The organism is Pseudoxanthomonas japonensis (assembly GCF_010093445.1).
In the GTDB taxonomy this organism is placed as follows: domain Bacteria; phylum Pseudomonadota; class Gammaproteobacteria; order Xanthomonadales; family Xanthomonadaceae; genus Pseudoxanthomonas_A; species Pseudoxanthomonas_A japonensis.
In genome coordinates, this window is sequence record NZ_PDWW01000010.1 from 26,908 (window position 1) to 53,359 (window position 26,452).

Consider the following 26,452-nt stretch of genomic DNA (forward strand, 5'->3'; position numbering starts at 1 on the left):
TTTAGGGAGATTCGCCCGTGCCCGCTATCCTGCCGTCATGAAATGCCGGCTCATCGCCACCGGCGAGCGTGCGCCGACCTGGGTCGCGCAGGGCTTCGCCGAATACCAGAAGCGCCTGTCGCACTGGCTGCCGTTCGAACTGGTCGAGATCGAGCCGGGGCTGCGCGGAAAAGGGCGCGATCCGCAGCGGGCCATCGAGGATGAGGGGAAGCGGGTGCTGGCCGCGTTGCCGAAGAGCGCGCATATCGTCGCGCTGGAGGTCACAGGCAAGCCTTACTCGTCGGAGCAGCTCTCGCAGCGGCTGGAGCACTGGCGCACGCTGGGTCGCGACATCGCGCTGCTGATCGGCGGACCCGAGGGCCACGCGCCGGATGTGCTGGCTGCCTCACACGAGAAGTGGTCGCTCAGCCCGCTGACGTTGCCGCACATGCTGGTGCGCCTGGTGGTCGCCGAGCAGGTCTATCGCGCCGCCGCGATGCTGGCGAACCATCCCTATCACCGCGCATGAGTCGCACGTCCTTTTGTAGGAGCGAGGTGAGTCGCGACCGGATGGGGTGCACGCCAGAAATGGCCAAGCAGGAAGGTCAGCATCCGCCTCGAGGACTGCTGGCGCTCTCCGGTCGGCTGTCGCGACTCACGTCGCTACTGCAAAAGAAAAGCCCGCCTTTCAGCGGGCTTCTGCTTTCATGCCGGGCGCATCACTGCATATTGAACGCGATCGGCACCAGACCATAGGCCTGCACCGCCTGCCCGTTCTGCATGGCGGGCTTGAAGCGCCAGGTCTTCAGCACATGCTGCAGGGCCGAGCGGTCCAAGTTGCGGTTGCCGCTGCTCGTCTCGATGGTCACGTCGAGGGGCTTGCCGTCGATGTCGACCAGCACGCGCAGCACCACCGTGCCTTCCACGCCATTCTTCAGCTCATTGAGCGGGTAACGCGGTGCCGTGGCACGGACATACTCCAGTGTGGCGGAGGGCAAGGGTCCTGTGCCCACGGCTATGCCGCCGACCTCGCTGCTGTCGATGGCGGGGATGTCGATGACGCGCTCGCTGCCCGGCGCCACGAAAATCGGAACATCGACCTTCGGCGTCGCAGTAGGAGTCACGGCAGGCGTCGGTGCGGTCGGGCGCGGCTCTTCCCGCTTGACGATGGTCTGCTGTTCCTCGATCGGCACGACGATCGGGATGGGATCCTCCTTCTGGATCCAGCGCACCTCAGGCTTGGGCTTGGCCGCAGGCGCGAGAGGAGGCGCCGCCATCGGGATCAGCAGCATGAGCAGCGCGGCGGCGTGAAGGGCAATGGCGGCTGCGATGGCGGCGATGCGGCCGATGTCGATGCGGGTATCGGAACCGTGGGGTAGTGCGCGAACCATGATCCACCTCCTTGAGGGCTGTGAACGGAACAACGCTCGGCCGCGGGGAGTGGGGTTGCAACGTCCCGGCGCCGCACGTCCAGACTCTACTCCGGCGGAGGGCGTCCGCAAGAGGGCGGGGCTTCGACCTTCGGCGTAGTCCGGGAATCCGGCCCGGGAACGAAAACGGCGCCCCGCAGGGCGCCGTCGTCGTGAACATGTGGTGCGGGATTACTTGCCCAGTTCGAACACCACGTCCAGGTTGATCGAGACCGTGGTTTCGCCAGGCGAGACCGGCGGGGCGCCCGAGGCGTCACGCGCTTCCATCTTGGCCATGGCCATCATCGGCATCGGGCGGAAGCCGCCGTTGCCCTCGGAGATGCTCACGATGCGGCGCACCTTCAGGCCCAGCGACTTCGCGTAGGTCTCAGCGCGGGCCTGGGCCTTCTTCAGCGCGGCCAGGCGGGCTTCGTCGTAGACCGGTTCCGGATTGTCGATCTCGAAGCTGGGGCCGTTGATCTGGTTGGCACCCACGCCGGCCAGCGCATCCAGCACCTTGCCGAGCTTGGCGATGTCGCGGACCTTGACGCTGACCGTGTTATTCGCCTGGTAGCCGGTGATCTTCGGCGCCTCGTTCTCGGCGTAGCGGTACTGCGGATTGAGGCTGATCCCGCTGGTCTGCACGTCCTTGTCGGCGATGCCGGCGGCCTTGATGGCGGCCACGACCTTCGCCATCTGCTCGCTGTTCTGGCGCATCGCGGTGTTGCCGTCGACCGCCTGGGTGACGACACCGGCGGAGATCGTGGCGATGTCCGGCACGCGCGAGGCTTCCGCCTGCGCCGAGACGTTGAGCAGGGTGCCGTCGGCCGGGATGGCGTAGGCCGGAGCGGTCTGGGCGGAGGAAGTCATGGCGGCAGTGGTTCCGAGGGACAGGGTCAGGGCGAGCAGCAGGGGACGGATCAGGGGCAGGCGCATGGGATCTCCTTGTCGTATTGGGGGTGGCGCGGCACCCGGTCGTCGAGGCGAAAGGGTGTTCACGATGACATGAACGCGCTGTGATCTGGCGCAGGGTTAGAGGTCTCCGGCCAGTATCAGCGATCATTCAGTCAGGCGCCGCGGGTTATTCTTCCTCGATGCTCTATCTCGCCTCCCAGTCCCCGCGCCGTGCCGAACTGCTGACCCGCCTGGGGTTGTCCTTCGGACGCATCGATCTCGACATTCCCGAGCAGCGGCAGCCCAATGAGCCGGCCACCGACTACGTCCGGCGCGTCGCCCGGGAGAAGGCGGGAGCCGGCCTGCTGAAGGTCGTCGCCACGCCGGGGGCGGTGGTGCTGGGCGCCGATACGGAGGTGATCCTGGAAGACGAAGTTTTCGGCAAGCCGGTGGACGCCGCCGATGCCGCGGCCATGCTGCGCCGCCTGTCCGGCCGCACGCATCAGGCCGTCTCTGCGGTTTCGGTGGTCAGCGCATCACGTGAATCGCAGGCGCTCGTCATTACCGACGTGAGCTTCGCCGAACTGGACGAGGCCGACATCGCCGCCTACGTCGCCAGCGGCGAGGCGATGGGCAAGGCGGGTGCCTATGGCATCCAGGGACGGGCCGAACAGTTCGTCACCCGGCTCGCCGGCAGCTATTCCGCCGTAATGGGCCTGCCGTTGCACGAGACCTCCAGGCTGCTGCGGGACTTCGGCATCCTTCCATCGGCATCCGCCGTCACCGCGTCAGCCTGAGGGAAGGACCCCATGTCGGAAGAAATCCTGGTCAACGTCACCCCGCGCGAAACCCGTGTCGCGGTGATCGAGAACGGCATGCTGCAGGAACTGCACATCGAACGCGGCTGGCGCCGCGGCGTGGTGGGCAACATCTACAAGGGCAAGGTGCAGCGGGTGATGCCCGGCATGCAGGCGGCGTTCGTCGAGGTCGGGCTGGATCGCGCCGCTTTTCTGCATGCCAACGACATCGTGCGTTCGTCGCCGGGCGCGGTGGTCGAGGGCGAAGAGGCGCCCCTGCCCACGCCGCCGGCCGCGCCGATCATGGACCTGCTGCGCGACGGGCAGGACATCGTGGTGCAGGTGGTGAAAGACCCGATCGGCAGCAAGGGCGCGCGCCTGACCACGCAGATCAGCATTCCGTCGCGCTACCTGGTGTTGCTGCCGCAGTCGAAGGTGATCGGCGTGTCGGCGCGCATCGAGGACGAGGCCGAGCGCCATCGCCTGAAACAGGTCGTCACCGAACTGGCCGGTCTGCATGGCGGCCACGGCTACATCATCCGCACCAATGCAGAAGGCCAGCCGGCCGAGGCGCTGGCCGAGGACATCGCCTACCTGTCGCGCGTGTGGAACGTGGTCGAGCGGCGAGGCCGCGAATCGCCCTCGTGCAGCATCCTGTACGAAGACCTGAGCCTGCCGCTGCGCGCCGTGCGCGACCTGATCCGCAAGGACGTGGAGAAGGTGAAGGTCGACTCCAAGGAAACCCACGAGCGCCTGCAGGCCTTCGTCGCCAAGTACATGCCGGTCCTGGCCGAACGCATCGAACTGTATTCGGGCGAGCGGCCGATCTTCGACCTGTACGGGGTCGAGGACGAGATCGGGCGCGCGCTGGACAAGCAGGTGCCGCTGAAATCCGGCGGCTACCTGGTGATCGACCAGACCGAGGCGATGACCACGGTCGACGTGAACACCGGTTCGTTCCTCGGCCAGCGCAACCTCGAGGAAACCGTCTACCGCACCAACCTTGAAGCGGCACAGGCGGTCGCGCGCCAGCTGCGGCTGCGCAACCTGGGCGGCATCATCATCATCGACTTCATCGACATGGATGATCCCGAGCATCGCCGCCAGGTGCTGCGCACGCTGGAGAAGTCGCTGGCGAAGGACCACGCCAAGACGACGGTGTACGAGTTCTCGCCGCTCGGCCTGGTGGAGATGACGCGCAAGCGCACGGTGGAAAGCCTGGCCCGCCAGTTGTCCGAGCCGTGTCCGGAATGCAGCGGCCGCGGCAGCATCAAGACCACCGAAACCGTGACCTACGAGATCTTCCGCGAGATCACCCGCGCCGTGCGTCAGTTCGAAGCCGCGCGCCTGCTGGTGATCGCCTCGCCCAAGGTCGTTGCCCGCATCACCGACGAAGAGTCGACCGCGGTGGCCGAACTGGAAGAATTCCTCGGCAAGTCGATCCGCTTCCAGGCGGACGAGCAGTACCTGCAGGAGCAGTTCGATGTCGTGCTGCTTTGAAGCCGGGAATGGGGAATCGGGAATGGGGAATCGTGCGAGCGGTAGCCCGATAGCCGGCGCGTTGCCCAGGACGGGCCCATTCCCCATTCCCCGTTCCCCATTCCCGGCCCGCTGATGCCCACGCCGCTGCGCCGCCGCTTGCGCTTGGCTCGCCGGGGTGCCGTCTATGGCATCGCGGTGGTACTGGTGTGCATGGCCGTGGTGCTCGGCATCGCCAGCCAGGTGCTGCCGCTGGCCGAACGACACCCGGACCGCGTCGCGGCCTGGCTCAGCGAGCGGGCCGGCCGGCCGGTCGCGTTCGATGCGGTGAAGACGCAATGGACGCGGCGTGGACCGCTGTTGCAGCTCGACGGCCTGCGCCTGGGCGAGGGCGACAGCGGCGTGCGCATCGGCCAGGCCGAGGTGCTGGTGTCGATGTACGGTGGCCTGCTGCCGGGACGGTCCTTCACCGAGTTGCGGCTGCGCGGTCTGTCGCTGACGTTGCAGCGCGGCGACGACGGCAAATGGGCTGTGCGCGGACTGCCCGGGCAGCAGCAGTCCACGGAAGATCCGCTGCGGAGCCTGGAGGGCCTCGGCGAACTGCAGGTGATCGACGGCAAGCTGGCGATCGTCGCGCCGTCGCTTGGCTGGGATATCCGCCTGCCCGAGATCGACCTGCGCCTGCGCGTCGATGGCGACCGCGTCCGTGCGGGCACGCGTGCGTGGATCCGCAAGGACGCCGCGCCGTTGAACGTGGCGGTCGACTTCGACCGCAAGGCCGGCGATGGACGCGCCTACCTCGACGTATCCGCGGAAGACATCGGCGCCTGGTCGCCGCTGCTGCGCTACGCCGGCGTGGTCGCCGAAAGCGGCAACGGGCGCGTGCAGGCGTGGACGGAGTTGCGCAAGCACCGCGTAGTGCTGGTGACCGCGGACGCCCGCCTGCGCCAGGTAGGATTGCAGGGGGCGCCTCTGCCGGATTCCGCCACGCCTACGCGGATCGCGTTCGACCAGATCGAAGGCCGCCTGCGCTGGCGACTGGTATCGGGTGGCTGGCGGCTCGATGCGCCGCAGCTGCGTGTCGGCACGGCGCCGGCCGTGCAGACACTCGATGGCCTGGTGCTCGCGGGCGGCGAGCGTTACGCGCTGCTGGCCGACCAGGTGGATGCGGCGCCGCTGTTCTCGGTGCTTGGCCTGAGCGACAAGGTCGATGCCGGCCTGCGCCGCTGGCTGGTGCAGGCGCAGCCCGGCGCGCGGCTGGCACGCCTGACCCTGGCCGGCCGCAAGGACGGCGGGCTGCACGCAGAGGGGCAACTGCGCGACATCGCGTTCAAGGCGGTGGGCGATGCACCCGGACTCAGCGGCCTTGCCGGTGATTTCGATGGCGATGCGGATGGGTTCCGCCTGACGCTGGATCCCGCGTCCGACATGCGTTTCGACTGGCCCAGCGGATTCGCGGTGGTGCACGACGTGCGCCTGCAGGGCGACGTGCTCGGCTGGCGGGAAGGCGCCGGCTGGCGCGTGGGAACCTCCGCCCTGCACGTGCAGGGCAAGGACTATGCGGCCGACGTGCGCGGTGGCATGTGGTTCCAGGGCGACGGCACGCGGCCGTGGATCGATCTGGCGGCGGATCTCGCCGATGCGCCGGTGCCGGTGGCCAAGGGCTTCTGGATCCACCACAAGATGCCGAAGGCGGCGGTCGACTGGCTCAACGGCGCGCTGGTCGGCGGCACCGTGCGGAACGGACGCGCGATCGTCAGCGGTGACCTGGACGACTGGCCGTTCACCGACCGCAACGGCCGGTTCGAAGCCGTGGCGCACATCGAGCATGGACAGTTCAAGTTCCAGCCGGACTGGCCGCAGCTCGAGCAGGTGGATGCGGACATCGCCTTCATCGGCAACGGCTTCGAACTGAAAGGGCGCGGCGCGCTCGCAGGTGTCGCGATCCCCGCCTTCCAGGCCGGCATCGCGGATTTCGGTGACGGCGACCTGAAGATCGCCGCGCGCACCGACACCGATTCGGGCCGATTGCTCGCGTTGCTGCGGCAGAGCCCACTGCACAAGACCTATGGCGACACGCTGGATCACCTGCAGGCCAAGGGTCCGGTGACGGCAACGTTCGATCTGCTGCAGCCGCTCCATGCCGACGAGCAGGCGCGCAGGACGCTGGCCGGCACCGTGGACCTGAAGGGCACGCAGCTGTCCGAGACGCGCTGGGACCTAGTGTTCGACAATGTGCGCGGCAAGGCGAAGTACGACGACGGCGGCTTTGCGTCGGGCCCGTTGCAGGTCGTGCACGAGGGCCAGCCGGGCGTGCTGGGCCTGCGCGCCGGCAGCGGCACGCGCGACCGCACCCAGGCGTTCGAGGCCGATCTGTCCGCGATGGTGGACGCCGACCGCCTGCTCGATCGCGCTCCGGAAATGGCGTGGCTGAAGCCGTACATGGAGGGGCGTTCGTCGTGGACCGTGGGCGTGAGCATTCCGCGCACCGCGTCGGGCGCGCCCGAAGCCCCCACGCAACTGAGCCTGACGTCCGATCTGGTCGGCACGTCGATGAGCCTGCCGGCGCCGATGCGCAAGGCGGCGCCGACGCCACTGGCGACCACGGTCCGCGCGCCATTGCCCATCGGCAGCGGCGAGATCGATGTGGCGTTCGGCGACCTGCTGGCGCTGCGTGCACGCAGCACCAACGGCCAGACCGGCGTGCGCGTGGTGCTGGGCAGCGACGTGGTGAAGGACGCGCCACCGTCGTCCGGCCTGGTGGCGACCGGCCGCACCGGCGCGCTGGATGCGATGGAGTGGATCACCGTCGCGCGTGGCGGCGGCGGGGAAGGCGACGGTCTGGCGTTGCGCCATATCGATGTCACTGCCGAGCGGCTGCTGATGATCGGTTCCGTGTTCCCGGACACGCGTTTGCAACTCGCGCCCGCACAGCAGGCGTTGGCGGTGTCGCTGGATGGCGACGCGCTGTCAGGTGCGCTGCTCGTCCCCGATGCGAAGGGCGCACCGATCGCCGGCAAGCTGGCGCGCGTGCACTGGCGCAAGGCGCCCGTGGAGGGTGCGCCGACCGCCGGACCTGGCGCGCGCAGCGCCACCGACGACATCGATCCGGCGGCGGTGCCGCCGCTGTCGCTGGACGTCGAGGACCTGCGATTCGGCGATGCGCGACTGGGTACGGCCAAGTTGCGCACGCGGCAACAGGCCGATGGCCTGCATGTGGACCAGTTGCAACTGCGCTCGCCCGGCCAGCAGATCGACGTGCATGGCCAGTGGACCGGCACCGGCGCGGCGGCACGCACGCGGTTCGCTGCCGAGGTGAAGAGCGAGAACTTCGGCGTGCTGTTCGACGATCTGGGCCTTGGCGACCGCGTGGGCGGTGGACATGGCCAGATCACCGCGGATGCCGGTTGGCCTGGCAGCCCCGCCGCGTTCCGCCTCGCTGCACTCGACGGCAGCGTGAAGCTGGCCGTGCGCGATGGCCATCTGCTCGAGGTCGAACCGGGCGCCGGCCGCGTGCTCGGCCTGCTGAGCGTGGCCGAAGTACGGCGCCGCCTGATGCTCGATTTCAGCGACTTCTTCTCCAAGGGATTCGCGTTCAACCGCATCGACGGCGATATCCGTGTCGGCGGCGGGCTGGCGCGCAGCGACAACCTGCTGATCGATGGCCCCGCAGCCGAGATCGCGATCCGCGGCGACACCGACCTGCGCAGCGAACGGTTCGACCAGACCGTCGACGTGAAGCCGAAGTCCGCCAACGTACTGACGGCGGTCGGCGCCGTGGCCGGCGGCCCCATCGGCGCCGCGGTCGGTGCGGTGGCCAATGCCGTCCTGAAGAAGCCGCTGGCCGAGATGGGCGCCAAGACCTACCGGGTCACCGGCCCGTGGAAGTCGCCCAAGGTCGAAGTGGTGGGCCGTGAGCAGTCGCGCGCCCGCAACGACGACGACCGCACCGACCGCGCCGGCGCCCCCTGACACCGGCGCGATGGCCGCGGCAAGGTTGCCGAGGCCGTCCTTCGCCCCCATGGTACTGACATGACCCTGCCCATCCCGCTCGCCGAAACCCGTCTCCTCCTGCCTGCCGGACTGGATCCCTCCGGTCTCGACCGTGCGTTCGGCACGCTGCTCGGGCCCGGCATCGACTTCGGCGACCTGTACTTCCAGCACGCCCGCCGCGAGAGCTGGACGGTCGAGGACGGCATCGTCAAGGACGGAGCGCACTCGATCGAACAGGGCGTGGGCGTGCGCGCGATCTCCGGCGAGAAGACCGGATTCGCCTATTCCGACGACATCAATGCGCAGGCGCTGCTGGGTGCGGCGAAGTCCGCGCGCGCCATCGCCCGTGATGGCGCCGCGCACACACCGCGCACGCTGGTGCGCAGCGGTGGCCGCGCGCTGTACGCCGGCGACGATCCCATCGATGCGATGGGCAACGACGCCAAGGTCGAGGCACTGCGTGCGGTCGATCGCTTCCTGCGCGCCGCCGACCCGCGCGTGCAGCAGGTGACCGTCAGCCTGTCCGGCGGCATCGACACCGTGCTGGTCGCGCGCAGCGACGGCGTGCTCTCCTCCGACGTGCGCCCGCTGGTGCGCTTGAACGTGCAGGTGATCGTCGAGCAGAACGGTCGCCGCGAATCCGGCTACGCCGGCATGGGCGGACGCTATGGCTATGCCGAGCTGTTCGCCGACGGCAAGCCCGAGGACCTCGCACGCGAGGCGTTGCGGCAGGCGCTGGTGAACCTGGAGGCGATCGATGCGCCGGCCGGCGTGATGCCGGTGGTGCTGGGCAGCGGCTGGCCGGGCGTGCTGCTGCACGAAGCCGTCGGCCATGGGCTGGAAGGCGACTTCAACCGCAAGGGCACCAGCGTGTACGCGGGTCGCATCGGCCAGCAGGTCGCGTCGAAGGGCGTCACCATCGTCGATGACGGCACGCTGCCGGGCCGCCGCGGTTCGCTCAACATCGACGACGAAGGCACGCCGACCAACTGCACTACCCTGATCGAGGATGGCGTGCTGGTCGGCTACATGCAGGACACGCACAACGCACGCCTGATGGGCGTGGCGCCCACGGGCAACGGCCGTCGCGAGTCGTTCGCGCACCTGCCGATGCCGCGCATGACCAACACCTACATGCTCGCCGGCCAGCACGACCCGGAAGACATGATCCGCTCGGTGAAGAAGGGCCTGTACGCGGTCAATTTCGGCGGCGGCCAGGTCGACATCACCAGCGGCAAGTACGTGTTCTCCGCGACCGAGGCCTACCTGATCGAGGATGGCCGCATCACCGCGCCGGTCAAGGGCGCCACGCTGATCGGCAACGGTCCAGAAACCATGCAGAAGGTGAAGATGGTCGGCCACGACCTGGCGCTCGACCAGGGCGTCGGCGTGTGCGGCAAGGACGGCCAGAGCGTGCCGGTGGGCGTGGGCCAGCCGTCGTTGCTGATCGAAGGCCTGACGGTGGGTGGGACGAAGGCGTGATGCGCTCCTGCCTGTCCCTTCTCCCGTCGGGAGAAGGTGCCCCGCAGGGGCGGATGAGGGTGCAGCGGAATCCATGACGCCTGCGCCACATGGACTTCGCCGGACCCTCTCCCCAACCCCTCTCCCGGTGGGAGAGGGACGAGAGTGCGTCACCTTAGTCGATCGCCTGCGCTGCGCCAGGGTCCAACCGCACATCGCGCATCGCCCCGAACAGTGTGCGTCCTTGCCGGTCCCTTCTCCCGTCGGGAGAAGGTGCCCCGCAGGGACGGATGAGGGTGCGGCGGACTCCATGACGCCTGCGCCGCATGGACTTCGCCGGACCCTCTCCCCAACCCCTCTCCCGAGGGGAGAGGGGCTACTCGGTTTCGTCGCCGTCGGTGTCCCGCACGTCGGCCGCGGACAGTACATCGCGCACTTCGCGGAACAGTTCGCGGAAGGCACGCGGCGGTTTGTTCTTCGCTTTTTCGTCGGTGGCGTTGCGTACCAGCTGGCGCAGCTTCTGCCGGTCGGCCGTCGGGAACGCGTCCAGCAGGTCCGCCAGCGCCTGGTCGCCATCGGCCAGCAGGCGGTCGCGCCACTGTTCGGCCTGGTGCAGCAGGGCGGTCTCGCGGCGCGCCGCTTCGCCGCCTTCGTCCATCGCATCGCGGATCGCTTCCAGCACCTCGTCCTCTTCGCGCCGCATCTGCTTGGCGAGGAACTGCAACTGGCGCTTGTGCGCGATGTGCGACGTGATGCGCTGCGTTTCCACGATGTGCGGCATCAGGTCTTCGGGAATCGGCAGGCGCGCCAGCTGCGCGGCCGGCAGCGCGACCAGCTTCTCGGCCAGGCTGCGGATCTCCAGCGCCTCGCCCCGCTGCTGGGTACGGCTGGGACTGAAGAATTCGCCGGTTTCGGGGTCGCGTCCGCGCATGGTGAAGCCTCTCTTTCGCTGCCGCAGCCACGTGCGGCAGCCTGAATCGAATACCGATCCGGCGCTTGGGCGCGGATCACAGGACACAAGGATAAAGCATTGAACGCCACTGCCCTGACTTCCCCCGATGACAGCCTCGCGCGGCTCGAACGCCTGGAGGCGCTGTCGCAGCGCCTGCTGGAGCGTGCGCGGGCGCATGGCGCCACCCAGGCCGAGGTGAGCTGCAGCGAGGAGACCGGCCTCAACGTCAACGTCCGCCTCGGCGACGTGGAGACGGTGGAGTCGACCCGCGACCGCGGCATCGGCGTGACCGTGTACTTCGGCCAGCGCAAGGGCAGCGCCAGCACCGCCGACCTGCGCGAGGAGAGCCTGGAAGCCACCGTGGCGCAGGCCTGTGCCATCGCGCGCTATACCGAGGACGACGACGCGTCGGGCCTCGCCGATGCCGCCTTGATGGCGCGCGCGTTTCCCGACCTGGATGTCTGGCATCCGTGGGCGCTCGAGATCGACCACGCCGTGGACCTCGCGCTTGCGTGCGAAGCGGCCGGGCGCGATGCCGATGCGCGCATCGCGAATTCCGATGGCGCCTCCGTCGGCAGCGGCGAGAGCCTGTCGGTGTATGCCAACTCCCATGGTTTCATCGGCCGCGAGCGCGACACCCAGCACACGATCGGGTGCGCGCTGATCGCCGGGCAGGGCGACGGCATGCAGCGCGACGGCTGGTACAGCACCGCGCTGTCGCACCGCGAACTGGACGACCCGGCCGCTATCGGTCGCAAGGCCGCCGAACGCACGCTGTCGCGCCTGCAGCCACGCTCGCTGGCCACCGGCGAGTATCCGGTGCTGTTCTCCGCGGAGGTCGCGCGTTCGCTGGTCGGCCACCTGCTCGGTGCGGTCTCCGGTGGCGCGCTGTACCGGAAGGCCAGCTTCCTGCTCGACCACGTGGGCCAGAGGATCTTCCCGGACTGGTTCGCCATCGAGGAACTGCCGCTGCTGCCGCACGGGCTGCGCTCGTCGGCCTTCGATGCCGAGGGCGTGGCGACGAAGCGCTCGCACCTCGTCCGCGACGGCGTGCTGGAGCGTTATGTGCTGGGCAGTTATTCCGCGCGCAAGCTGGGATTGCAGACCACCGGCAATGCCGGGGGCGTGTACAACCTGCAGGTGAAGGCGAACGCGGGCGGTTTCGATGCGCTGCTGGGTGGCATGCGCACCGGCCTGCTGGTTACGGAGCTGATGGGGCAGGGCGTGAACGGCGTGACCGGCGACTACTCGCGCGGCGCGGCCGGCTTCTGGGTGGAGGACGGCGTACTGGCCTACCCGGTGGACGGCATCACTGTCGCTGGCAACCTCAAGGCCATCTTCGCCGGCATCGAGGCGGTGGGCAGCGACGTGGACCGCCGTTCGCACGTGGGCGTCGGATCGATCCTGGTCGGTCGGATGACGGTCGCGGGCGAGTAGTCGCGACGGCCGTCTGGCCGACGGCAACCCCATTACCCGTTATGCTTGGCGTGCGGAGTACGGCGGGGGAATGCCGTACTCGACCGCCCACCACACCACTTTCCGGGGATCCACACGATGAGCGAATTCGACAACGTCACCGCACCGCCGCCGCCGGCTGCCGGCGATGCGCCGCAGGACCAGCGCACCATGGCGCTGCTGGGGCACCTGCTGGGCATCATCACCGGGCCGATCGGCGCGCTGATCATCTGGCTGGTCAGCAAGGACGATGCGTCGAAGGGCTTCGTCGTCGACCAGTCCAAGGAAGCGCTGAACTTCCAGATCACGGTGTTCATCGCGATCGTCATCTCCTGGATCCTGGCCTTCGTGCTGATCGGTCTGCTGCTGATGCCGCTGGTCGGCATCGCCAACCTCGTGCTGTGCATCATCGCGGGCATCAAGGCCAACAACGGCGAGTCGTACCGCTATCCGTTCGCCCTGCGCCTGATCAAGTAAGCGATCGCGACGCGCTGCAGGAAAGCCCGGCCATGCCGGGCTTTTTTATTGTTAGGTGTCAAGCGGAGGACGGGCACCTAGAATCCGGCGGACCAGGCGCGGCCCTGCCGTTACCGGCGCCGCGACGGGTCCCGCTGTCTGTCCGACTCAACAAGGAACCTGCATGTCCCACTCGAACGTTTCACCGGAAGAACGCACCGCGGCCCTGATCACCTATCTGCTCACGGCTTTCCTCGGCATCATCGGCGCAGTGATCGGCTGGGCGGTATTCAAGGACAAGGGTGCGTTCGCGAAGGACCAGACCACCGAAGCGCTCAACTGGGCCATCTCGCTGACGCTGGCCTTCATCGCGCTGTGGGTGGTCGTGTTCGTGCTGGCCATGGTCTCGCCCAAGCTGGCGATCGTGGGCACGCTGCTCTATATGGTGCTGGCCCTGGCCGGCTTCATCCTGTCGATCATCGCGGCCATCAAGGCCAACGGCGGAACCGCCTTCCGTTTCCCCTTCGCACTGCGACTGGTCAAGTAAGCGCTCACCGCGCGCAACGAGAAAGCCCGGCAACGCCGGGCTTTTTCATGGCTTCGTTCAATGCATGCGGTGGATGGCGAGGTCGCCGAGCGCACGCAGTGCGTCGGCGCGGCCATCGTAGGGCGCCAGGGCCTGGCGCATGAGGGCGTCGAGCTCCGCGAGCTTCGCCTTTGCGCCGTCCATGCCGAGCAGGGCGGGGTAGGTCGACTTGGCCTGCGCCACGTCCTTGCCGGCCGTCTTGCCGAGTTGCGCGGAGCTCGCCTCGATGTCGAGGATGTCGTCGCGTACCTGGAACGCCAGTCCCAGCGCGTCCGCAAAGCCGTCCAGCCGCGTCAGTGTGGCCGCATCGGCGCCGCCGGCGAGCGCGCCCATGCGCACTGCGGCCCGGATCAGCGCGCCGGTCTTCAGCGCATGCATCCGCTGCAGGTCGTCCAGCGACTGCTGCGACCCGGTGGCGTCGATGTCGAGGGCCTGACCGCCGCACATGCCGGCCGCGCCCGACGCCTGCGCCAGCGTCGCCAGCCAGTCCACGCGCAGCGTCGCGGTGGCATCGGCCGTGGCCAACCGTTCGAACGCGAGCGTCTGCAGCGCGTCGCCGGCCAGGATGGCGGTGGCTTCATCGAAGGCGATGTGCACGGTGGGTTTGCCGCGGCGCAGGTCGTCGTCGTCCATCGCCGGCAGGTCGTCGTGTACCAGCGAATAGGCGTGGATCAGCTCGACCGCGATGGCGGGCGCATGCAGTGCGGTTTCGTCCGCCTGCAGCAGCGTGCCGCTGGCGTAGACCAGCAGGGCGCGCATGCGCTTGCCGCCGCCGAGCACGGCATGGCGCATGGCGGCATGCAGGCGCTGCGGCGCCGCCCCTGCGGGTGGCAGGGCCTGGTCCAGGTGGTCTTCCAGCGCGTTCGCCCAGGTGGCGAAGCGGGGATCAGCGGCCATCGGGCGCGGGAGCGAAGGGTTCGCCGCTCTCGGGCTGCCCGGGGTCGGTGAGCAGGCGCACGCGCAGTTCGGCCTGTTCGAGGGCCGCCTGGCATTGCCGGTACAGGCCCACGCCGCGCTCGTAGGCGGCCAGCGAAGCTTCCAGGGTCAGGTCGCCGTGTTCCATCTTCTCGACCAGTTGCTCGAGTTCGTCCAGCGACTGTTCGAAATGGGCGACGGGCGAGGCGTCGGCGGGGGTCTTCTTTGCCATGCGGCAAGTGTGGGGATCGTCCGCGGCAAGGTCAAACCCGGCACCTGTTTCAGCCGCGCCGCCACGTCAGGCGGCGGCCGGCCGTGCGCAGCCAGGCATCGCAGTCGGCCGACAGGACCAGGTCGCCGGCGGCCCACAGCGCGTCGCCCCGCCACAGCAGGGGCAGCTGGCGTCGCTCCCATGGCGGAATGCCAAGCGACTGCAACACGTCCTTCAACGCATGCCGGTGCGCGCGGCCGGGTAGGGCGATCCGCTCGCCGCCGCGCCGCGCCGTCAGACGCAGGGGCACGTCGAATGGCGCGCCCTGATCCTCCAGGCTGACGATGCCGCCATCGGGGAGCGCGAGCGGCGCCGCGCCGTCCCAATCGACCTGCCAGTCGGCCGGCAGCGCCGGGCGCCGGCGCTCGGCATGCAGCAGGCCTCGCCAGCGCCGCACGACCGCGCCATGCCAGGCGAACTCGGCGTGTGCGTCCGCCCGCGCGTCGAGGAGGTGTGCGTCGATCCGGACCACCCCTTCGGCAGGCAGCGGAGGCAGTGACAGACCATCGATCCAGTGTCGCAGCGCACGTGCACGCGCGGCGGCGCCCGCATCGCGCAAGGCCTCGACCTGCAAGGCGGCAGGATCGGCGGTGGCCGCGCGGGCGAGCAGGTCGCGATCCTGTCGTGCGAGCAACCCGGCCGCGTCCGCATTCAGCGCGGCGCTGCGTGCCAAGGCGGCATCCGCGTGCGGCCAGCGTGCCCGCAACAGCGGCAGCACCTCGTGGCGCAGGAAATTGCGGTCGAAGGCGGTGCCCGCGTTGCTGGGATCCTCGATCCACGACAGCGACGCTGCACGCGCGTACGACTCCAGTGTGGAGCGTGGCGTGTCCAGCAACGGGCGCCAAAGCCACCCGGTGCCGAAGGCACGACACGGGCGCATGGCGGCCAGGCCCTCGGGACCGGACGCTCGCAGTGCGCGCAGAAGGAACGTCTCCGCCTGGTCGTCGCGGTGATGGGCGAGCGCGATGATGTCGCCCGCCTGCATGGCCTCCTTGAAGGCCGCATGGCGTGCGCGCCGTGCGGCGGCTTCCACGCCATCGCCGGCCGCCATGTCCACGCGCATGCGGTGCACCTGCAGCGGCACCTCCAGCGACAAACACTGCGCTTCGCAATGCGCGGCCCAGGCCTCGGCATCCGGTTGCAGTCCGTGGTGCACGTGGATCGCGTGAAGTCCCTGTCTGCGCACGGCCGGGTCTTGTGCCAGCCGGTGCAGCAGCACCGTCGAATCCAGACCGCCGCTGAAGGCCACCCACACGCGTCCTGCCGCGGGCGGCGGCGGAAGGACGAGCGACGGGGCATCGGGATGAGGCATGCGCGCATGCTAGCGGCGGGCGCGCCGATATGCAGCCGGTCAGGGCAACACGGCATGGACGGCGTCTGTGCCGGCACGGGATGACGCTGTCGTTGACGCGACAGCGGCGATCGCGCCGCGCAGGCGACCGCCTACTGCACGCGCTGCAGGATCACGACAACGGCGGCTATCCAGCAGGCCGATACGAACATCCCGAGCACCAAGTGCTGGCTGGCGCCGTTGCGGTGGAAGCGCCACCGGTTCACCCCCATCACGGCGGCAAGGGACAGGACGAACAGGGCCGCCGGCAGGCACCACCAGGGCAGCGAAAGCAGGTTCATGTCGTCTCCCGGCATCGCGGCGGAGCAGGCCGCGACGGCAGGATCGCGCCGTTCCGCCGCATCCGCGTTGATTGCGATCAAGGGAATGTCCTGGCAGGAAAGGTGCGGAACAGGCGGATCTGCGGCACGCTGGCCGTCACCTCATGGCTGTCAAGATGAAACATGTCCCGCCTACGTCGCTCCATCGTCCGCCTTCTCATGGCGTCGATCGTCCTCATTCCTGCCGCTTCGCTGGCGATGTACGCCTTCAATCCGTTCGGCGCGCGTTCGCTGGACCCACGCCAGCGCATCCTGGGACATGGCCTGTACCGCGTGCCCTCGTCCAGCATGCTGCCGGGCATCGTGCCGGAGCAGGTCCTGCTGACCCGTGCGGGCTATTACACGAAGCATGCACCGCGGCGCGGCGACGTGGTCACGCTGTTCGTGCCCGAGCACGAAGGCCAGGTGTGGTTGCAGCGCATCGTCGGCCTGCCGGGCGAAACGCTGGGCATCGTCGATGGCAGGGTGCATATCGACGGCGTCGCGCTGGATGAGCCGTATGTCGCCGCCGGGAACGTCAGCATGGATCATTCGCTGAACTTCCCACCGACCCGTGTGCCGGCAGGGCACTACTTCATGATGGGCGACAACCGCGACAACAGCATGGACAGCCGCTTCCAGCCGATGACGAAGCGCGAGGACATCACCGGCAAGGTCGTCGCCCGGTTGTTCTGACCCGGCCTAGTCCTGCGGCAACGTAGCCAGCTCCCGCTTGGCCACCTCGATCCAGTCGCGCTGCTCGCGCTGGTAGTAGCGCGGCGCGGCGTCGGAGCGGTCGAGGATTTCCTGGAACACGCGGCGCGCGCGGGCATGCTCGCCCTGGCGCTTCAACAGCAGGCCGTAGCGGGCGCGTGCTTCCTCACCCGGGTAGCCCTGCACCACGGCTTCGTATTCGTGCAGGGCGGCTGCCGCGTCGGCAGTGTCCTCGACCGCGCGTGCGTACAGCAGGTGGCCATCGGCGGAGCGGAAACCGGGGTTCGCGGCGATCAGCGCGTCCAGCGTGGCGCGTGCCTTCGCCGATTCGCCCAGACCGAATTGCGCTTTCGCCAGTCCCAGCATCAGGTCGGGATCGGTCGCATACAGCCCCTTCAATGCCTGATCGTAGAGCTCCGACGCGTGCGCGTAGTCGCCGCTGCGCAGGCTCTCCTCGGCCAGGCGTCGGCGATTCTCGGGCGTATCGGCCGCCTTCAGCAGTTTGGCGGCATCGCGGCGATCACGGTCGGGGTCGATCCGGTTGCGCATGTTGCGCACCGTACGGCGCGCCGACGGACTGTTGCGCAGTTCCGGCAGGACCTCGGCGATGAAGTAGACGATTGCCGAGAGGAACGGGAACACCAGCAGGATGAAGACCCAGTACAGCGGACGTCCGGTACGCACCACGTGCACGCAGCAGGCGATCTGCACGGCGTAGGTCAGCAACAGGAGTGGGCTCATGCGGGAGTGGTGTGCCGGCGGAGGAGGGCCAAGCATCCGTCATCCGCGTGACCGGCGCCAGCGCGGGGCGAGGTCGGTATGCGCGTGCGCCGCGCTGCGTTGTGCGGCGCCGGTCACAGCCGCATGGTCGACCGCTCTGCGACGATGCCACGTCCTGCCATCGGATGGCGCATGGTCCGCTTCGGGGAAAGAAGCGGGCGTGCTGCCGGCGTTCCCCACGCGTCCCCACGGAGTCGGTACCCGATGTATTCCCCCGCGTTCGTCCGGCGCTTCCGCGCGCCGGTGTTGTCCTTGCTGGCCGTGATATCGCTGGCGGCCTGCTCCGCGCCGGCCGACGAGTCGGGCAATGCGCCGTTCTGGAGTCGCGCGCGTCCCGTGTCCGCGTCCGCGCAGATGGACGCCGGCGCGACGGCGATCGCTGCGGCCGCCGAACCGCAGGCGCCACCACCGCAGAACATCAACGTCGATCCCGTGCCGCCGGGCCGCTATCGCATTGCCAGCGCGTTGAGCGGCCGGTGCATCGAGGTCCGCGACGGCAGCGCCAGCAACGGCACGCCGCTGGTGCAGTCGGCCTGCGACGCCACGCTGCACCGGCAGTTCTTCGACATCGCCGAAACCGCGACCGGACAGTACCGCCTGCGCAACCTGGCCACGCAGAAGTCGGCCGACATCCCGGCCGGCTCCGCTGCCGACCACGTGATCGTGCAGCAGTGGGACGACAACGGCAGCGGAGCGCAGCGCTTCCGCCTGCAGCGCATCGACACCAGTGACCGCTACCGCATCGTCAACGTCAACAGCGGCAAGTGCCTGGGCATCGTCGGTGCGGCGACGGCAGCAGGGGCCGCGGTCGAGCAGATCGCCTGCGCCGCGGTGCCGGCGCAGCAGTTCCACCTGGGTGCGGGCGAGCCGCAACCGGTGCGGCAGAACGGCTCGCAGCCGCTGCTGCCGCCACCGCCTCCGGTGCCGCCGTCGGCCACCTACCAGCCGCTGCTGTGGCCCGACGATGCCGCGCCGATCCAGTACACGCAGGACGACGGCACGCTGGTGACCCACGTCGGTGGCCGCGTGCGCGACCGCCATGCGCGCGAGCCCATCGTCGACGACAGCTACCAGGTGTTCCCGCCGCATTACTTCGAACGGCGCACGCACGAGATCCTGATCTACGACGATGCCGTGCCCGGCACCTCCGGCGAGCAGCGCATCCTCACCGTAGTGGTGAAGCCGCAGCACTACTGGTACGGCACCAACTTCCGCCACGGTTACATCGGCCGGCGCAGCGAGGATCCGCTGGAGCCGACCTCGGTCGCGTTGTACGCCGACAACGGCGGCATGAAGCTGCTGCCCGGCGGTGTGGCCACGCAGACGCCGATCGCCAACTACGCGCAGCTGGGCCAGGACCCCAACAGCAATTACACGCCACCGGCCGGCGCGCCCGGCAACGCCTTCGTGCTGGTGAAGGAGATCCGCACCGCCGCCAACGAAGCACACCGGCCGCTGCGCAAGGGCGATCTGGTGGAATTCGAGCTGGGCATCTTCCTGGCCGGCAATCCGGACCTCATCGGCCGCTTCAACTACTACGCCGAAGCGCTGGTCTACCGCGCGGGATCGCACGGCATCGTGTCGTGGTTCCGTGGGCCGGGCTATGGCGTGCAGCGTCCGCTGGACTCGCTGGCGATGCCCGCCGAAGCGCTGTCCGCCGGTCCGTGGATGACCCTGCACGAGGACACCTCCAGCGAGCCGTTCCGCATGCTGCAGCAGGCCTCGCACAACATCGCCGGCTACAACATGCAGCCGTGGGCGGAAGGGCGCCGGTTGATCCACACCTCCTTCGCCAGCGGCCGGCACTCGGAGGAGAGCAACACCGTCTTCACTGCGCATGCCGGGAAGGCGGCACCGCGCTTCTCGCAGACGCGCTGCGTGGACTGCCACACCGGCAACGGCCGCAGTTCGCCCGTGGTCGGCGCGCCGCTGAACCGGTTGGGCGTGTTCATCGGTGTGGCGGGCGCAGGAACGCAGGCGCCGGACGCGCGCTTCGGCCTGCGCCTGCAGCAGGGCACCTACCGCGAAGCCGGCGCGAACCTCGACGGACGCGAAGCCGAGCTGGTGTTGACCGGCTATACCGAACTGCCGGGTCGCTACGCGGATGGCACCGGCTACACGTTGCGCCGTCCGAACTACGCACTACGCGATCGTGCTGGCCAGCCGCTGGCGCTGCCGACCGCACTGTCCGTGCGCGTGGCGCCGTCGCTGATCGGATTGGGTCTATTGGAAGCGGTGCCCGAGCAGCAACTGGAACGTCTGGCGCTGGCGCAACAGGGCGATCCCGATGGCGTGGCCGGGCGCCTGCAGATCGTCGCCGATGCCCGCGATGCCGGGGCCAGCCGCGTCGGCCGCTTCGGCTGGAAGGCGGCCGCCGCCACACTGGAGCAGCAGGCCTCGCTCGCGTTCAACACCGACATGGGCGTCACCTCGCCGCTGATGCCGTCGCTGGAATGCGCGCGTGGCAGCCAGGGTACGGCGTGCGCGCAGGTCGATACCGGCAGTGCGAAGCTCACCGCCGCCGATATCCACCAGACCACGCTCTACCTGAGCCTGCTGGGCGTGCCGCCGCGGCGCGACTTCGACAACCCGCTGGAACAGGACGCGCAGGCACGCGGGCGCCAGCTGCGCGTCAAGCGCGGTGCGCAGCTGTTCGAGGCCGCACGGTGCAGCACCTGCCACACGCCGGAACTGCGGACCGGCCACCACCGGTTTGCCGAGCTGCGCTACCAGACCATCCGCCCGTACTCCGACCTGTTGCTGCACGACATGGGACCGGAGCTGGCCGACACCTACGTCGAAGGCCGCGCCACCGCACGCGAATGGCGCACGCCGCCGCTGTGGGGCCTCGGCCTGGCCGCATCGATCGATCCGAGCGTGCGCTACCTGCACGACGGTCGCGCGGCCACGCTGGAAGAAGCGGTGCTGTGGCACGGTGGGCAGGGCACCGCGGCGAAGCAGCGGTTCGAAGCAATGAGCGCCGAAGACCGGCGGGCGCTGGTGGATTTCCTCAGGTCGCTCTGAATGGGGCGCGCGCCGGCGCGCCTCAGCCTGGACGAAGCGTCGGCTTGCGCGCGATCAGGGCGATCGAATCGTCGGTCGTGCCGTCGTGCACGCGCCGACCGTCCAGGTCGTAGGCTTCGGCATCGGCCTCGAAACCAGCCTCGACCAGTTGCTCGCGCTGCTTGTCCAGCGTCAGGTAGTACAGCATGGTGCTGTAGTGGTGGCAGACGTCGTTGATGACCGAGTAGTCCTCGGTGTGGATCTCATGCGGATGGTGCCGCCGACGATTGCGGAAGCGCAGCACGGTTTCGCCGGTGAACCGCAGCGAGCGGACGGCCAGGCGCAGCGGGTTGAACGACCAGTCGAACGGCGGGAACAGGAATCCGCGCTTGAACTCCGGCGAGTTGCGGTTGTGCGTGGAGAACACGAAGTAGCCGCCCGGTCGCAGCACGCGATGGACTTCACGCAGGATCAGCAGCCGGTCGGCGTGCGACACCATGCCGATGCCGTTGCAGCTGAAGACGGCCAGGAAGATCGAGGCGTCGGCCACATCGGCGAGCGCGCGCGCATCGGCAAGCTCGAACCTGGCCTCCGGAAATCGCTGCCGGCACGCGTCCACCATGCCCTGGCTGTAGTCGATGCCCAGGTAGTCGTGGCTGATGCGGCGCAGGGCCTCCACCGTGCGTCCGCCACCCACGCCCAGGTCCAGGATGGGCTGGTCCTTCGTCTCGGCCGCCACCCGGTCGAAGGTGGCCTGTTCGGCGCGGCTCAGTTCCCAGGGGCGTGCATAGTGGGTGACCACCGACGCGCTGGTCATGGTCTTCCTGTTGATGCGGTCGATCGACTCGCTCATCCCCGTCCCCCTGCGGTTCTTGCCATCCGGCACCGCACTCCATCCCCATGGAGTACCGTGGCGCGTGCGTCTGCCCCGGCTTCCCGGGGCGGTTGTTTCATGCGGCTTCGTACGCGCCGTAGCCGCGCAGCCGCTCGTAGCGCTTCTGCAGCAGTTGCTCGACCGGTAACTGGTCCAGCGCATCCAGCTCGTTGAGCAGCACGGCCTTCAGGCGCACGGCCATCTGGCGCGGGTTGCGGTGCGCGCCGCCGATGGGTTCGCGCACCACCTTGTCGACCAGGCCAAGGCCGTGCAGGCGCTTGGCGGTCAGACCGAGCTGTTCGGCGGCATCCTTGGCCTTGGCGGCGTCCTTCCACAGGATCGAGGCGCAGCCTTCCGGTGAGATCACCGAGTAGGTGCCGTACTCCAGCATCAGCGTACGGTCGCCCACGCCGATCGCCAGCGCGCCACCGCTGCCGCCTTCGCCGATCACCGTGCAGATGATCGGGATCTTCAGTTCGGCCATTTCCATCAGGTTGCGCGCGATGGCCTCGGACTGGCCGCGCTCTTCCGCGCCCACGCCCGGGTACGCGCCCGGCGTGTCGATGAAGGTCAGCAGCGGCAGCTTGAAGCGCTCGGCCATCTTCATCAGCCGCAGCGCCTTGCGGTAGCCCTCGGGGCGCGGCATGCCGAAGTTGCGCGCGATCTTGCTCTTGGTGTCGCGGCCCTTCTGGTGGCCGATGATCATCACGCTGCGGCCGTCGATGCGACCCAGGCCGCCGACGATGGCGGCGTCGTCGGCGAAGGCGCGGTCGCCGGCCAGTTCCTGGAACTCGTCGCAGAAGACCTTGATGTAGTCCAGCGTGTACGGCCGCGCCGGATGGCGTGCCAGCTGCGAGACCTGCCAGGGCGACAGGTCGCGGAAGATCTGCGCGGTACGCACCCGCAGCTTGTCCTGCAGCGCATGGACCTCGGCATCGACATTCACCGCCGGGCCGGTACTGGCGGCGCGCAGATCCTGGATCTTGGCTTCCAGATCGGCGATGGGTTGTTCGAAATCGAGGTAGTTCGGATTCATCTGCGGGCCATGGGCCGGAAAGGGGGGAAGTGTAGCCGAAGCGGTCCGGCGGTCACGTACGGGGGGGTAGGGCCGTGATCGCGCGCACGCGGCGCGTCAGTTCGCCCAGGGCCGGCTGAAAGCGGGCTTGGCCGCGCGCACGCCGGGCATGGCGCGCAGGGCGTCGAGCAACTCCGCGTCCACGCGCACGGCCTTCTGCCCGTTGAGGTCCAGCATGCCGGCGATGGCCGCGTCGGGGGTCGCCATCAGCAGGTCCAGGCGCAGCGGCGTGCCGCCGGGGCGATGGCGCGACAGCAGCGCATCGACGCGTTCCCACAGGCCGGGCACGCGCAGGTCCAGGCGCAGCTGCAGACGGTGCGCATGCTGCTGGCAGAGCTGGGCGTAGTCCCACACCTGGCGGATGCGCAGGCTGTAGCCGCCGCTGAATTCGTCCTCGCGCAGGCCACCCTTGATGACGAGCACGCGGTCGCGCGTCATCAGGGCGCCGAACTCGGCCAGCGCATCGGAGAACGCACTGCACTCGATGCGGCCACGGCCGTCTTCCAGCTGCACGAACACCTGGCTGTCGCCCTTGCGGCGGATGCCGACCACCTGGCCCGCGACGATCGCGTTGACCTCCGGCCGCCAGCCCTTCTTGTCGCCGCCGGACGAACTGGACCAGATGCGGTCGAGTTCGCTGAGGTCGCTGCCGACCAGCGAGCGCAGGTCGTCACGGTACGGATCCATCGGATGGCCGCTGAGGTAGTGCCCCAGCGTCTCGCGCTCGCCATGCAGCACCTGCATGAGCGGCCATTCGTCGGTGTTCGACAGTTCGACGTGGATGTCGTCGCCACCGCTGCTGGAGCCGAACATGTCGACGATGCCGGCATTGCGGTTCTTGCTGATCTGGTCGATGGCCTTCAGCACTTCCGGCAGCTGCAGCGCGAGCGACGCGCGGTTGCGGCCCAGCGCATCGAGCGCGCCGGCGTTGATGAGCGCTTCGAGCGCACGCTTGTTGAGCTTGGACGAATCGACGCGCTTGCAGAAATCGAACAGGTCGACGAACGCGCCGTCTTTGGAGCCATCGCCCCCGTCCTTGCGCGCCTCGACGATGCTCTCGCACACGCCCTGGCCGACGCCTTTCACCGCGCCCAGGCCGTAGCGGATGCTGTTCGCATCGGTCGCCACGAACATGAAATCGGAGTGGTTCACGTCCGGCGGCATCACGTTCAGGCCGAGGCCGCGCGCTTCGTCGAGGAAGCCGACCACCTTCTCGGTCTTGTCCATGTCCGAGGACAGCGTCGCGGCCATGAACTCGGACGGGTAGTGCTTCTTCAGCCATGCCGTCTGGTACGCGACCAGCGAGTACGCGGCGGCGTGCGACTTGTTGAAGCCGTAACCGGCGAACTTCTCCATCAGGTCGAAGATTTCGTCGGCCTTGCGCTCTTCCACGCCGCCCTTGGCGGCGCCCTCGCGGAAGATTTCACGGTGCTTGGCCATCTCGGCCGGCACCTTCTTGCCCATCGCGCGGCGCAGCAGGTCGGCGCCGCCCAGCGAGTAGCCGCCGACGATCTGCGCCATCTGCATGACCTGCTCCTGGTAGACCATGATGCCGTAGGTCTCTTCCAGCATGGTCCGCGTGCGTGGGTCGGGATACTCGAACTCCTCGCGGCCGTGCTTGCGCTCGACGAACGACGGGATCATGTCCATCGGGCCCGGGCGGTACAGCGCGTTCAGCGCGATCAGGTCCTCGAAGCGGTCGGGCTTGGCTTCCTTCAGCGCACGGCGCATGCCGGTGGATTCGAACTGGAACACCGAGCCGGTGTTGCCGTTGGCGAACACGTCGCGGTAGACGCTGGCGTCGTCGAGCGGAATGGTGGTGATGTCCACCGGCGGCACGCCGGCGCGCGCATGGCGCAGGTTGATGGCCTTCACCGCCCAGTCGATGATCGTCAGCGTGCGCAGGCCCAGGAAGTCGAACTTCACCAGGCCGACGGCTTCCACGTCGTCCTTGTCGAACTGGGTCACCGGATTCTTGCCGCGACCGCCTTCGTCGTGTTCGGCGAACAGCGGGCAGAAGTCCGACAGCGGGGACGGCGCGATCACCACGCCGCCGGCGTGCTTGCCGGCGTTGCGGGTGAGGTCTTCCAGCTGGCGCGCCAGGTCGATCAGGTCGCGGACATCGTCCTCGTCGCGGTAACGGTCGATGAGCTCCTGCGAGGCGGCCTCGCTGCTGCCTTCGCCCATCGCATCCTTCAGCGACACGCCGAGGATGTTCGGGATCAGCTTGGCGACGCCGTCGACCAGACCGTACGGGAAGCCAAGCACGCGGCCGGCGTCGCGCACTACGGCCTTCGCCGCCATCGTGCCGTAGGTGATGATCTGGCTGACGCGGTCGCGGCCGTACTTGCGCGCGACGTAGTCGATGACCTCATCGCGGCGGTCCATGCAGAAGTCGATGTCGAAGTCGGGCATCGACACGCGTTCCGGATTGAGAAAGCGCTCGAACAGCAGGCCGTACGGCAGCGGGTCCAGGTCGGTGATCTGCAGCGCCCACGCCACCAGCGAACCGGCGCCCGAGCCGCGGCCGGGGCCGATCGGGATGCCGTGGTTTTTCCCCCACTGGATGAAGTCGGCCACGATCAGGAAGTAGCCTGGGAAGCCCATCTTGCAGATGGTGTCCAGCTCGAAATCTAGCCGCTTCTCGTAGTCCTCGCGGGTGTGTCCGGGCGCGAGCGGATTCTTCTCCAGGCGCGCCTTCAGGCCGTCGTGCGACTGGCTGCGGATCCAGCTGTCGAGCGTCTCCTCGTCCGGCACCGGATACGCGGGCAGGAAGTACGTGCCCAGCCGCATTTCGATGTTGCAGCGTTGCGCCAGTGCCAGCGTATTGTCGATCGCGTCAGGCACGTCCGCGAACAGCTCGGCCATCTGTTCGGCCGACTTCATGTACTGCTCGGCGCTGTACTCGCGCGGACGCTTGGGATCGTCGAGCACGCGGCCGGAGGCGATGCACACGCGCGCTTCGTGCGCATCGAAATCGTCCGGCGACAGGAAGCGCACGTCGTTGCTGGCGATCACCGGCAGCCCGCGCGATCCCGCGGCATGCAGGGCGAAGGCGTTGAAGGCTTCTTCGCCGTCGCGCTGCGTGCGCGTCAGTTCCAGGTGCAGGTCGTCGCCGAAGGCGCGCTGCCAGTCGGCAAGGTGCTGTTCGGCCAGGTCATGGCGACCGGTCAGCGCGAGGCGTCCCGCGAGGCTCTGGCGACCCATGATCGCGAACAGGCCCTGGTGGTCTGCACGCAACCAGTCCGGATCGATGGCGACGCCGTCGGTGCGGTGGCCTTCCATCCACGCACGCGACAGCAGGCGCGACAGCGACAGGTAGCCTTCGCGGTCGCGGCACAGCAGCGTCACCGGCCATGGCGCTGCTGTGCCGTCGGCCACCATCACGTCGGCGCCGGCGATGGGCTTGATGCCCACGCCTTCGGCGGCCTTGTAGAACTTCACCAGCGCGAACAGGTTGTTGCGGTCGGTGACCGCCAGCGCAGGCATGCCCAGTTCCACCGCCCGGCTCAGCAGGTTGGCCTGCTTGGCCTTCTTCGGATCGGCGTGGTCCGGTTTCTCGGGCACGCGGATGATCGAATCCGCGAGCGAGAACTCGGTGTGCAGGTGGAGGTGGACGAAACGGGAAGACATGCCGGCTCAGGGTGCTGTCGTGGCAGCGTACCGGCGGGGGTGGGGTGGGGCAAGGCTTGACATTCCGGCATCCCGG

Annotated in this window: 21 protein-coding genes; 10 read left to right on the forward strand and 11 right to left on the reverse strand. The window is 68.7% G+C overall.

The features are described from left to right. Positions 1–37: 37 nt before the first annotated feature. Positions 38–508 (forward strand): 23S rRNA (pseudouridine(1915)-N(3))-methyltransferase RlmH, encoded by a 471-nt coding sequence (rlmH, locus tag CSC78_RS08980; RefSeq protein WP_162337577.1) that lies wholly within the window; start codon positions 38–40, stop codon positions 506–508. Positions 509–698: 190 nt separating this feature from the next. Here rlmH and CSC78_RS08985 read toward each other — a convergent pair whose 3' ends face one another. Beyond that, positions 699–1,370 (reverse strand): energy transducer TonB, encoded by a 672-nt coding sequence (locus CSC78_RS08985; RefSeq protein WP_162337578.1) that lies wholly within the window; start codon positions 1,368–1,370, stop codon positions 699–701. A 210-nt stretch (positions 1,371–1,580) separates the two neighbouring features. Further along, positions 1,581–2,324, reverse strand: coding sequence for an SIMPL domain-containing protein (locus CSC78_RS08990; protein ID WP_162337579.1), 744 nt, complete (start codon positions 2,322–2,324; stop codon positions 1,581–1,583). A gap of 158 nt (positions 2,325–2,482) precedes the next feature. Here CSC78_RS08990 and CSC78_RS08995 point away from each other — a divergent pair, with 158 nt between their 5' ends. From CSC78_RS08995 to tldD, 4 genes are all read left to right on the forward strand, one after another. Next, a complete protein-coding gene (locus CSC78_RS08995) occupies positions 2,483–3,079 on the forward strand; it encodes a Maf family protein (protein WP_162337580.1) in 597 nt (198 codons plus the stop codon). Positions 3,080–3,091: 12 nt separating this feature from the next. Next, positions 3,092–4,579 carry a ribonuclease G gene (rng, locus tag CSC78_RS09000; RefSeq protein WP_162337581.1) on the forward strand — a complete coding sequence of 496 codons (1,488 nt, stop codon included), beginning with the start codon at positions 3,092–3,094 and terminating at the stop codon, positions 4,577–4,579. A gap of 114 nt (positions 4,580–4,693) precedes the next feature. Further along, entirely contained in the window at positions 4,694–8,530 is a 3,837-nt protein-coding gene (locus CSC78_RS09005; protein WP_162337582.1) for a YhdP family protein, read from the forward strand. A 60-nt stretch (positions 8,531–8,590) separates the two neighbouring features. Beyond that, positions 8,591–10,033: a metalloprotease TldD gene (gene tldD / locus CSC78_RS09010; protein WP_162337583.1), complete on the forward strand. Its 1,443-nt coding sequence runs from the start codon at positions 8,591–8,593 to the stop codon at positions 10,031–10,033. 355 nt (positions 10,034–10,388) lie between these two features. On the opposite strand, the gene yjgA is transcribed toward tldD, so the two are convergent. Then, on the reverse strand, positions 10,389–10,943 hold the full coding sequence (gene yjgA / locus CSC78_RS09015; protein WP_162337584.1) for a ribosome biogenesis factor YjgA: 555 nt from the start codon (positions 10,941–10,943) through the stop codon (positions 10,389–10,391). Positions 10,944–11,042: 99 nt separating this feature from the next. Between yjgA and pmbA the strand changes: the two genes are divergently transcribed. The 3 genes from pmbA (at position 11,043) to CSC78_RS09030 (ending at position 13,422) form a co-directional block, all read left to right on the forward strand. Next, positions 11,043–12,401, forward strand: coding sequence for a metalloprotease PmbA (gene pmbA / locus CSC78_RS09020; RefSeq protein ID WP_162337585.1), 1,359 nt, complete (start codon positions 11,043–11,045; stop codon positions 12,399–12,401). Between the two features lie 117 nt (positions 12,402–12,518). Then, positions 12,519–12,896 carry a DUF4870 domain-containing protein gene (locus CSC78_RS09025; protein WP_162337586.1) on the forward strand — a complete coding sequence of 126 codons (378 nt, stop codon included), beginning with the start codon at positions 12,519–12,521 and terminating at the stop codon, positions 12,894–12,896. A 163-nt stretch (positions 12,897–13,059) separates the two neighbouring features. Next, a complete protein-coding gene (locus tag CSC78_RS09030) occupies positions 13,060–13,422 on the forward strand; it encodes a DUF4870 domain-containing protein (RefSeq protein WP_162337587.1) in 363 nt (120 codons plus the stop codon). Positions 13,423–13,479: 57 nt separating this feature from the next. Here CSC78_RS09030 and CSC78_RS09035 read toward each other — a convergent pair whose 3' ends face one another. The 4 genes from CSC78_RS09035 to CSC78_RS09050 all read right to left on the reverse strand — a co-directional run bounded on the left by CSC78_RS09035 (position 13,480) and on the right by CSC78_RS09050 (position 16,360). Next, positions 13,480–14,358, reverse strand: a complete 879-nt coding sequence (locus CSC78_RS09035; protein ID WP_162337588.1) for a polyprenyl synthetase family protein — start codon at positions 14,356–14,358, stop codon at positions 13,480–13,482. Beyond that, entirely contained in the window at positions 14,348–14,608 is a 261-nt protein-coding gene (locus CSC78_RS09040; RefSeq protein ID WP_162337589.1) for an exodeoxyribonuclease VII small subunit, read from the reverse strand. Before CSC78_RS09040 ends, CSC78_RS09035 begins: the two co-directional genes overlap by 11 nt. A 49-nt stretch (positions 14,609–14,657) precedes the next feature. Then, positions 14,658–15,959, reverse strand: a complete 1,302-nt coding sequence (tilS, locus tag CSC78_RS09045; RefSeq protein ID WP_162337590.1) for a tRNA lysidine(34) synthetase TilS — start codon at positions 15,957–15,959, stop codon at positions 14,658–14,660. A 131-nt stretch (positions 15,960–16,090) separates the two neighbouring features. Then, complete coding sequence (locus tag CSC78_RS09050; RefSeq protein WP_162337591.1) at positions 16,091–16,360, reverse strand: hypothetical protein; 270 nt, start codon at positions 16,358–16,360, stop codon at positions 16,091–16,093. A gap of 81 nt (positions 16,361–16,441) precedes the next feature. Here CSC78_RS09050 and lepB point away from each other — a divergent pair, with 81 nt between their 5' ends. After that, positions 16,442–16,993: a signal peptidase I gene (gene lepB / locus CSC78_RS09055; RefSeq protein WP_162337592.1), complete on the forward strand. Its 552-nt coding sequence runs from the start codon at positions 16,442–16,444 to the stop codon at positions 16,991–16,993. A gap of 6 nt (positions 16,994–16,999) precedes the next feature. On the opposite strand, the gene CSC78_RS09060 is transcribed toward lepB, so the two are convergent. Next, positions 17,000–17,752, reverse strand: coding sequence for a tetratricopeptide repeat protein (locus CSC78_RS09060; protein WP_162337593.1), 753 nt, complete (start codon positions 17,750–17,752; stop codon positions 17,000–17,002). A 243-nt stretch (positions 17,753–17,995) separates the two neighbouring features. On the opposite strand from CSC78_RS09060, the gene CSC78_RS09065 reads away from it, so the two are divergent. Beyond that, positions 17,996–20,815 (forward strand): di-heme oxidoredictase family protein, encoded by a 2,820-nt coding sequence (locus CSC78_RS09065; RefSeq protein WP_162337594.1) that lies wholly within the window; start codon positions 17,996–17,998, stop codon positions 20,813–20,815. 22 nt (positions 20,816–20,837) lie between these two features. Here CSC78_RS09065 and CSC78_RS09070 read toward each other — a convergent pair whose 3' ends face one another. From CSC78_RS09070 to dnaE, 3 genes are all read right to left on the reverse strand, one after another. Then, on the reverse strand, positions 20,838–21,647 hold the full coding sequence (locus CSC78_RS09070; RefSeq protein ID WP_162337595.1) for a class I SAM-dependent methyltransferase: 810 nt from the start codon (positions 21,645–21,647) through the stop codon (positions 20,838–20,840). A gap of 97 nt (positions 21,648–21,744) precedes the next feature. Then, positions 21,745–22,704, reverse strand: coding sequence for an acetyl-CoA carboxylase carboxyltransferase subunit alpha (locus tag CSC78_RS09075; RefSeq protein ID WP_162337596.1), 960 nt, complete (start codon positions 22,702–22,704; stop codon positions 21,745–21,747). A 96-nt stretch (positions 22,705–22,800) separates the two neighbouring features. Further along, positions 22,801–26,376 (reverse strand): DNA polymerase III subunit alpha, encoded by a 3,576-nt coding sequence (gene dnaE, locus CSC78_RS09080; RefSeq protein ID WP_162337597.1) that lies wholly within the window; start codon positions 26,374–26,376, stop codon positions 22,801–22,803. Between the last annotated feature and the right edge of the window lie 76 nt (positions 26,377–26,452).

What these genes read in the sequence shown, in the direction of transcription:
- lepB (WP_162337592.1), top strand. Translation starts at nt 16,442, where the DNA reads ATGTCCCGCCTACGTCGCTCCATCGTCCGCCTTCTCATGGCGTCGATC.
- CSC78_RS09075 (WP_162337596.1), bottom strand. Translation starts at nt 22,704, where the DNA reads ATGAATCCGAACTACCTCGATTTCGAACAACCCATCGCCGATCTGGAA.
- CSC78_RS08995 (WP_162337580.1), top strand. Translation starts at nt 2,483, where the DNA reads ATGCTCTATCTCGCCTCCCAGTCCCCGCGCCGTGCCGAACTGCTGACC.
- CSC78_RS09005 (WP_162337582.1), top strand. Translation starts at nt 4,694, where the DNA reads ATGCCCACGCCGCTGCGCCGCCGCTTGCGCTTGGCTCGCCGGGGTGCC.
- yjgA (WP_162337584.1), bottom strand. Translation starts at nt 10,943, where the DNA reads ATGCGCGGACGCGACCCCGAAACCGGCGAATTCTTCAGTCCCAGCCGT.
- dnaE (WP_162337597.1), bottom strand. Translation starts at nt 26,376, where the DNA reads ATGTCTTCCCGTTTCGTCCACCTCCACCTGCACACCGAGTTCTCGCTC.
- CSC78_RS08990 (WP_162337579.1), bottom strand. Translation starts at nt 2,324, where the DNA reads ATGCGCCTGCCCCTGATCCGTCCCCTGCTGCTCGCCCTGACCCTGTCC.
- CSC78_RS09060 (WP_162337593.1), bottom strand. Translation starts at nt 17,752, where the DNA reads ATGAGCCCACTCCTGTTGCTGACCTACGCCGTGCAGATCGCCTGCTGC.
- CSC78_RS09040 (WP_162337589.1), bottom strand. Translation starts at nt 14,608, where the DNA reads ATGGCAAAGAAGACCCCCGCCGACGCCTCGCCCGTCGCCCATTTCGAA.
- tilS (WP_162337590.1), bottom strand. Translation starts at nt 15,959, where the DNA reads ATGCCTCATCCCGATGCCCCGTCGCTCGTCCTTCCGCCGCCGCCCGCG.
- CSC78_RS09025 (WP_162337586.1), top strand. Translation starts at nt 12,519, where the DNA reads ATGAGCGAATTCGACAACGTCACCGCACCGCCGCCGCCGGCTGCCGGC.
- CSC78_RS09070 (WP_162337595.1), bottom strand. Translation starts at nt 21,647, where the DNA reads ATGAGCGAGTCGATCGACCGCATCAACAGGAAGACCATGACCAGCGCG.
- rng (WP_162337581.1), top strand. Translation starts at nt 3,092, where the DNA reads ATGTCGGAAGAAATCCTGGTCAACGTCACCCCGCGCGAAACCCGTGTC.
- CSC78_RS09065 (WP_162337594.1), top strand. Translation starts at nt 17,996, where the DNA reads ATGTATTCCCCCGCGTTCGTCCGGCGCTTCCGCGCGCCGGTGTTGTCC.
- CSC78_RS08985 (WP_162337578.1), bottom strand. Translation starts at nt 1,370, where the DNA reads ATGGTTCGCGCACTACCCCACGGTTCCGATACCCGCATCGACATCGGC.
- CSC78_RS09035 (WP_162337588.1), bottom strand. Translation starts at nt 14,358, where the DNA reads ATGGCCGCTGATCCCCGCTTCGCCACCTGGGCGAACGCGCTGGAAGAC.
- rlmH (WP_162337577.1), top strand. Translation starts at nt 38, where the DNA reads ATGAAATGCCGGCTCATCGCCACCGGCGAGCGTGCGCCGACCTGGGTC.
- tldD (WP_162337583.1), top strand. Translation starts at nt 8,591, where the DNA reads ATGACCCTGCCCATCCCGCTCGCCGAAACCCGTCTCCTCCTGCCTGCC.
- CSC78_RS09030 (WP_162337587.1), top strand. Translation starts at nt 13,060, where the DNA reads ATGTCCCACTCGAACGTTTCACCGGAAGAACGCACCGCGGCCCTGATC.